This is a genomic window from Staphylococcus sp. HMSC065D05, from assembly GCF_001813195.1.
In the GTDB taxonomy this organism is placed as follows: domain Bacteria; phylum Bacillota; class Bacilli; order Staphylococcales; family Staphylococcaceae; genus Staphylococcus; species Staphylococcus epidermidis.
In genome coordinates this window covers 108,550-115,914 of sequence record NZ_KV811773.1, presented here as the reverse complement: position 1 = coordinate 115,914, position 7,365 = coordinate 108,550, and the positions used below count along the sequence as shown (strand labels likewise).

7 protein-coding genes are annotated in these 7,365 nt (G+C 30.1%); all 7 read right to left on the bottom strand.

Going from position 1 to position 7,365, the window contains the following annotated elements; genetic code table 11:
* Positions 1-751 (bottom strand): peptidoglycan recognition protein family protein (locus HMPREF2897_RS11115; protein WP_070593253.1); only part of this gene is annotated, 751 nt, incomplete at its 3' end.
* A 51-nt stretch (positions 752-802) separates the two neighbouring features.
* Positions 803-2,635 (bottom strand): glucosaminidase domain-containing protein, encoded by a 1,833-nt coding sequence (locus HMPREF2897_RS11110; RefSeq protein ID WP_032606850.1) that lies wholly within the window; start codon positions 2,633-2,635, stop codon positions 803-805.
* 8 nt (positions 2,636-2,643) lie between these two features.
* On the bottom strand, positions 2,644-3,039 hold the full coding sequence (locus HMPREF2897_RS11105; protein WP_070593251.1) for a phage holin family protein: 396 nt from the start codon (positions 3,037-3,039) through the stop codon (positions 2,644-2,646).
* Positions 3,040-3,058: 19 nt separating this feature from the next.
* Positions 3,059-4,336 (bottom strand): phage baseplate upper protein, encoded by a 1,278-nt coding sequence (locus HMPREF2897_RS11100; RefSeq protein ID WP_070593249.1) that lies wholly within the window; start codon positions 4,334-4,336, stop codon positions 3,059-3,061.
* Positions 4,337-4,350: 14 nt separating this feature from the next.
* Complete coding sequence (locus HMPREF2897_RS11095) at positions 4,351-5,352, bottom strand: SGNH/GDSL hydrolase family protein (protein ID WP_070593247.1); 1,002 nt, start codon at positions 5,350-5,352, stop codon at positions 4,351-4,353.
* A 13-nt stretch (positions 5,353-5,365) separates the two neighbouring features.
* A complete protein-coding gene (locus tag HMPREF2897_RS11090; protein ID WP_070593246.1) occupies positions 5,366-5,962 on the bottom strand; it encodes a hypothetical protein in 597 nt (198 codons plus the stop codon).
* Positions 5,946-7,361 carry a tail tube TT1 domain-containing protein gene (locus HMPREF2897_RS11085; RefSeq protein WP_070593244.1) on the bottom strand — a complete coding sequence of 472 codons (1,416 nt, stop codon included), beginning with the start codon at positions 7,359-7,361 and terminating at the stop codon, positions 5,946-5,948. Before HMPREF2897_RS11085 ends, HMPREF2897_RS11090 begins: the two co-directional genes overlap by 17 nt.
* Positions 7,362-7,365 lie beyond the last annotated feature (4 nt).

Below are 7,365 nucleotides of genomic sequence, written 5' to 3'. Positions count from 1 at the left end.
TATCAAAACTACTACCTGCACGTTCACGTAATGAAGCATCATATTTAATTCTACCTCTATAATAAGGTTCTTCAGACCAAACTTTGACACGTGTACAGCCTACTGGTTTCTTTTCAATAATTTCGTCATGTTCTTCAGGTTGATTCACAATTGTTTCTGTATCAACATCTTCGCCATCAATATAACGTTGCACTAAATTATCAATCACATCGATTTCATCACGACCATAACCACATGCTTCAAGTGCATTACCTGGATCGCGTTTATCATCTTGAATATCTTGATGACCAGGAGCTTTATTAAAGTGGTCGATATTCCATGATTCGAATAATACTGCAAAGACACGTGCGAAATTATCTAAAGCTTTTAATGATTTTTCTCTATCATCAGGAAAATAACATAATTCTCCACCAAATGCAGCATCATTTGCATCATCTCCAAAGTAATAGTTATCTGTTGGTGTATCGTATAGAACGTGCCATGCTTTTTCATCTAAAGGCACACAGATAATACATTCTTTATCATCAACAAAGAAATGTGCTGAAGCAGTTGAATCCCAATCTTGCATGTAAGTATTTTTATAATAATCTACATTGTGTTGCGCCGTACTGTTTGGATTACCTGTATCATGGTACACTGCAAAAATTGGGCTACCTGTGTCTAATGGTTGTCCTGTTCGTCTTGTTCCATAAGGTAAAAAGTCTGTATATACGGGTACACCGTTCCATTCTCCTATGTATTCTTTTGTCATTATAAAAACCTCTTTTCTTGAATATAAAAAAGTAGCTATCAATTTTAATAGCTACTTGTATTTGTCATAAATATAAAATTCTCCTGTTAAACCAATTTTATTATAAAGTTCACTAATTATTTGAGCTTGAACTTTTGCCCAAGATATATCCGTCGCATATTGATGTTGTCCTGGTTTTAATGGATTCCATCGCATTCTATAAAGAGTGTTTTGTCCAACATCGAAATAAGATCGTCCAACAAATTTAGCTCCTCCTTTAATAGCGCTATCAGGAGAGGTCCACCCATGATTTCTAGCAAAATCAATTGCATTATCAGGATTATTATCAAATGCTCCTATACCAAAATAGTTATAAACACCATAACTTCCACTAGCATAATTTGATCGTCCATAATTACTCTCTAAAAAGGCGTGAGCAATAAGATAAATTTCATTCATGCCACTATTTCTACCAGCTTCTGAAAATGATTGCCCTTTACCTGAAAGCGTACCTTTACCATTAAGAATTTGATTCAACTTATCTACTGAAATTCCTTGAAATTGATTTAATTTTAATAACTGATACTTTTGTACATTGTCATTAAAAATCAAATTGGTATTCATAGCTCTACTTGTCTGATCTCTACTTGCACCATACCAAGTATAGCCATTATTAGTTTGTGGAGGAGGATTTAAAGAAAACTGTATATTTAAAGCCTCACTCAAAGTGTATTTACTCACTACGTTTTCTACTTTATTTCCACTAGAATTAATTTTATTACTAGTTTCTTGAGAAATATTTATTGTAACAGGTATCAATACATCTTTTGTATGAGGATTTAAAAGTTCATTTCTTATATTGTAAATTTCAATAAGTTCTTTAACTGCATCTGTTTTATCTTTAAATTTTAAATCACTTACCTCTTTTATTTTTTTACCTACGTGAAACTCAATTGTCTTCCAAGCTTTATTATCTATTTGAATAGTATTCTCGTTAAAAGGTAGTTTATACCTATCACATATTTCTTTAATTTTTACCATTGTAGTAATTTCATTCATTAAAAAATGGCTACTTATTATATTTCTTGTTTCATTTATTTCAATAACAATACAATTTTCATAGTTAGGCACATCAAAGTCCATTGCTCTACTTTCCCAAATATAATTTCTATCTATATAAAAATGAGAAATATCATTCGGGTTAAGAGTATCTCTATATTTATATAATTCTAGTGTATTTAATACAGAATCACGATTTTTTATTAAAATTTTACTAGGCTTACTACTTCTTTTTTTGCCCTCCACTATATAGTGAGATAGTGTTTCTGTCTTTTTCTTTTCTAGTATTGAAGTAGTAAAGCTAATTTTATTAATAACTTTAGTAGATTTATTGTTAGATAAAGTCTCTCTATTTTCAACAGACTTCACATCAGACTGACTACTTTTAGTGTATGGAGGTCGTACAAAGTGTGTTACTCCGTAATAACTATGTTTAACTTTTGCAGCAGGACTTCCATAATTTTCATTAACATCAAACCAGTTTTGATCCACACCCCAAAAATAGTCTTTTGTAGAAGGTCCGATAACTATATCAGTATGTCCCCATCTTATCCAAGGGTCACTTTCCGCAGTCCATACAGCTATGTCACCTGGTTCAGGTATAAATTCAGGTGTATTTCTTATAATTTGAAATCCACGAGGGTAATTATTATAAAAAGGTATATCTCTAGCATTTCCAGGTGTTTTAAATCCCCAAATCTTGTAAAACAAGTAATTAGGTAAATCCCAACATTGAGCTCCATAACCTGAACCAGGAACATCAATTCTTTGCCCTATAATGCTGCTTGCCCAATTAACTACTTCATCAGCTGTTGGTATTCGATTTGTCGGTAATGACACATTCATCACCTCATCTAGTTGTCTTTAACTTTATAATCACTATTTTGGTTAAGTCTTTTTTTCAACATCTCGGGAACTGGTACACCTATAGCATCAGCATTTTCAATAATACTTGTAGCTTTAGTTAAGATTAAGAATAATACAGAGCTATTTATTAATATTCCATCAAGCCTAAAAATTATATCTAAAGTATTAGCCACTAAAATTACACATAAGTATGCAATCTTTTTTACATAGCCAGTTATTGCTTTATGGCTCCAAAGATTTCCGTTAATAATAGCTTTTAAGATACCAGTAAATATATCAATAAAAATCATTATAAGTAATAAATAAATAAAAACTTTATTACCTGAATAAATCAAACTCATAAAATCTTCTACCTCTATGCTGTACATCTTTGCTGTATCCACTGCTTGCTCACTCCATTTATTAATAAATTCCATAAATTGCGGTAATAGTTGCTGTTGAATCTACAGCTGGCTCATTATCTGTAGCTATTTGAGTTTTTGTAATTGTTAAGTGTGTATCATCTTTGATTAGAATCCCAATTTCTTCCAAGTATCCATTTTTTAAATTTCCATTTGTTAACCTTAATCCAATTTGATTGAGATATACTTTTTGTCCATTATTTGGAACAGTAACAAATTTAGTAGCATTACTATCAGTATAGAAACTAACATTTATTATTAAATTGAGATAATTATGAACACTATCTTTTAATTCAATTGTTGTATCTTTTTTAGCTGATCCTCTCCAAAGTAGTATTGGTTGTGATGATCTCCAACGTTGATATAATTGTCCTTTATATTTCTCGATAGATAGTCCAGTGCCTAAAATAGTTAACATCCCATTATTTTCGTCTTTCATTATTGCCTGAATATATCCATCTGCATTATTACTATTTCTTACAGGCATATTTTGTGTTGTAGAATTAAAATAATAAAATCCTGATTTATTAATATTAGCGGGATTTACAATTGCTTCTCCACTAATCGAACCATCTAACTTATCACTAACTAATTCTTTAAGTTTTTGTTCAGTATTTTGTTTGCTATTTTGTAATGAAGTTGCAAAATCAGACACTTGTTCAGTCAATTGGTTTATTTGGTTATTTAGTTCAAATTTGGTTACCAACTCTTTACTTTCCATAGATGATTTTAATGCTTTAATTTGAACATCAAGCATGTTTGCAGTTTCTAATTGGCTTTGAATTTTAGTCTTAGTATTCTCAGAAGTGCTGTTAAGTTCTCTTAATCCTGATTCAACTGTAGTTCTTAAACGTTCTAATTCTTTTTGATATTCAGTAAAATAGCTTTCAGAATTTATACCAAATTCCACTTTATTCTTTAGAACTTTTACATCTACCTCGATAGTAGAATCAGTTTGTTCTCCTCTTTTTAATTTGAAAAATGCTTGTTGATAATCACCCTCAGCAGTACTTGCTTGTTGTGGAAATATATATCTAAACACTCCATTTTTTGGATCTAATACTGTCCCACCAGTAGTATCAATAATATGTTCTCCATCAGGTTTTATACCTTCAAAAATGGGTTCTAAATCAGTAATATTATATGGCGTCCCGTTGGATGTTACTGAAATAGTAATCGCTTTTAAACCGCCATCCCCTACACGACTAACAATATATTGTTGCTTTTCTTGCTGAGTACCTAATTTTGTAATATCAAAAGTTAATTCTTGATTGGCCATTTACTACACCTTCCTTAACCGTAAAAATAATAATAGTTTTTTAATAATTCGTACATAATCACTTCATGAATTAATTCATTTGGATGTAATCCATCTATCATGCATTTGGATCTAAATGCAGGATTATAAGGATCAATAATATTGGTATGATATGCATCAAATACTGGCACACCTAATTCTGTACAGGCTAACACTTGTGCATTGACATAATCTTCTAAAGTTAAACCTAGCGAATTTTTATCAGTATCTTTACGTCTAATCTGATTTCCATTAACAGGTAATTGTCTTGTAGCGGTCATACAAACTATTTTTACACCTTTATTTTGTAGTCTTATTAATTTTATAGTTTGATAAAAAGCGCCATAGAAAGTATTTATATCAGTTTTATCTGTTCCGATTTCAATACCATTACCATAAAGCCAATCATCATCTGTACCTTGAACAATAACTAAATCCGCATTTTGAATTTGGTTTGCTTGCTTATAAATATTATTATTACTTGTTGTTGAAAAAGTTGCGCCACCTACAGCAAAATTATTTGTTCTAACATTTAACTTTTCAGATAAGAATTGTCCGTAATTTTTTTTAGCTCGACTACCACGTGCTACAGAGTCCCCTATACAATATATATTTCTAATTTTTTTGATACTGTCTGACAGGACAGAGTAGTCGTAAACTAGCGTTCCATTAGTTGTTACTTTAAGATTACTTAATCTATCTTTATTTTTGATATTATTTATATCGCTGTTAATACGTTCAGAAAGTGTTTTATGTACATTACCAGACATATCAATTTTACTTTTTAAAAATTCCTCTGTTATTTCGAGTGGTGACACCTCAGGCATAATTATTGCTCTAATTTCTTTTATTAGTTGATCATAGCGTTTATCAAATTCAGAGTTCACCTGTTTAACTATAGTGTTATCACCTTTAGGAATGAACTTAGCAAGTTCTTTGAAATTTTCTTCAACATCTTTTTTGAAGTCTCTAAATACTGGAGACAAATTAGTTTTCATATAAAATCATTCCTTAATATTCAAGTATTTCGTGTAAACGAATTTTATTAGCGTTATTTTTAAAATTATCATCTGTCCCTCTAATTTGTTGATCATTAACAATTACAACTTTCGTACATATTTGCCCAGATAAGTTTATAGGTATGACTTCGGTCACTTTTACATTTCTATGCAGTTGAACATGTAACTTAGGTAAGTATTGGTAATGATATAAATCATCAGTTTCATCTAAACGCCAAACTAAAATAATTCCATTATTACAAGATGAAATGCTTTTATTTAAATTTACCGTTTGTTGATTACTTGGCCATAAATTTATATCCTGTTTAATTAAAGTACTATTTGATGGAACGTTATTTATCCTAGCTGAGTATTCATTTGAGTTTGTTTTTAATCTATCTAAACGTTTTTTGTCCTCTGCTGACATTAAACCTGCTTTTTCTGGGGTAGCAACGGTTAAACTCTCTTGAGAAAAACTATTAATTTTATTTTTTTGATCAGGTGTTAATAGTAAACTTTTATCAAGTCCGTCTACGACATCAATATGAGTTCTAGCATATACTTCTTCCCCATCATAAGTTAATGTTCTAGCTTTAGTTATTTGAGTCAAAGTTATTCACTTCCTTATAAAAAACAGACCCTAAATTACTAGAGCCTGCTGAATTAATATTATTTAGTTTTTCTTTATCTTCAATCGACATTAAACCATTATTGTTTAGTGAAGCTAATGGAATAAGATTCATATTTAATCCATTACCGTCAATCAGAGTATTGTATGTTACTCCATAATCAGAACTTATTTGTATCCCCTGAGACTTTGTAAAAGCTACAATCAAGTTTTGATTAATACTTTTTAACCCTGAACTATCAAAATTTAGAGATTGGGACATACCTATAAGTTTAGAAGCCTCTATAGCTAAATTCTTTATTTTATCTTTATCAGAATAATCGTCATCACGCTTTTTTGTTAAGCCTTTCACATAATTTACGCTGCTATTGACTAATGCTAAATATCTGTCCTTTTTCTTAAAATCTCCCAAAGTTGCATCTTGTTTTACTATTTGGTTATTAATATCTCTAATAGTTTTGACTTCTATAATTCTTATTTCATCAAATACATTAATAGTATCGTCTTTAACAGGTACTAAATCTCCTACTTTAGCAATTGCATTCTGAAATTTCTCTTTTAAAGTAATAAAGTCTAGCGTCAAGGATTGTTTTAATGAATTAGTTACAACTTCAATTAATTTAGATCTCATCAATTTTTCATTAGTAATTTTACCGTCTTTAATCGGTGGCGCTTCGTAAATTCCTATTGAATCGGCTAAAGGATGTCTATATTCCATTTGCAATTGAGCGTTTTGAAACTTATCATTTTGACTATAATTTCCAAAACCTGATGCGCAGGTATAGTATGCATTTGAGTCTTCTTCTAATTTAAAGTTCAATGCATTAGTACCGTTTTTAATATAATAATTAGCTATATTTTCAACATATTTAGTCAAATGGAATATATTAGTATTAGAGTCAAAACTAAATTCTAATCCGTATCGTTCTAAACCCTTTTTAAAATTTTCTAACCTAGTCGTTCCATCACCAGCATTTTCCCACTTTAAAGATCCAACTTTGGATTCTAATTCATAACTATATCCACTATCTTCGAAAATTAAATCAAAGTATTCTTTAGCAGTATAATGTCCAGTGATATTTTGATAAATAATACGTGCTTTTAAGTCATCAATTTGCTTTTCTTTTGCTATTACTGAAACTTTAGCGAGTTTAGAATTAGACTCTCTTCTAACGATGGTAACTACATACTTTTTATTGTCATCAATACCATCTACATTAGTGATAATCCATTTTCTTGTGATAGCGTTGACTATTTCTCTATTATAATTATACTCACTAAACTCAAATTTCAGTTCACTTTCACCACTAATTTTTTCAACCACTTCTGTTTTTACAGGTAGAAAAAATGCATTGTTATCGTGGTTTATTAATTTAATCAATTAA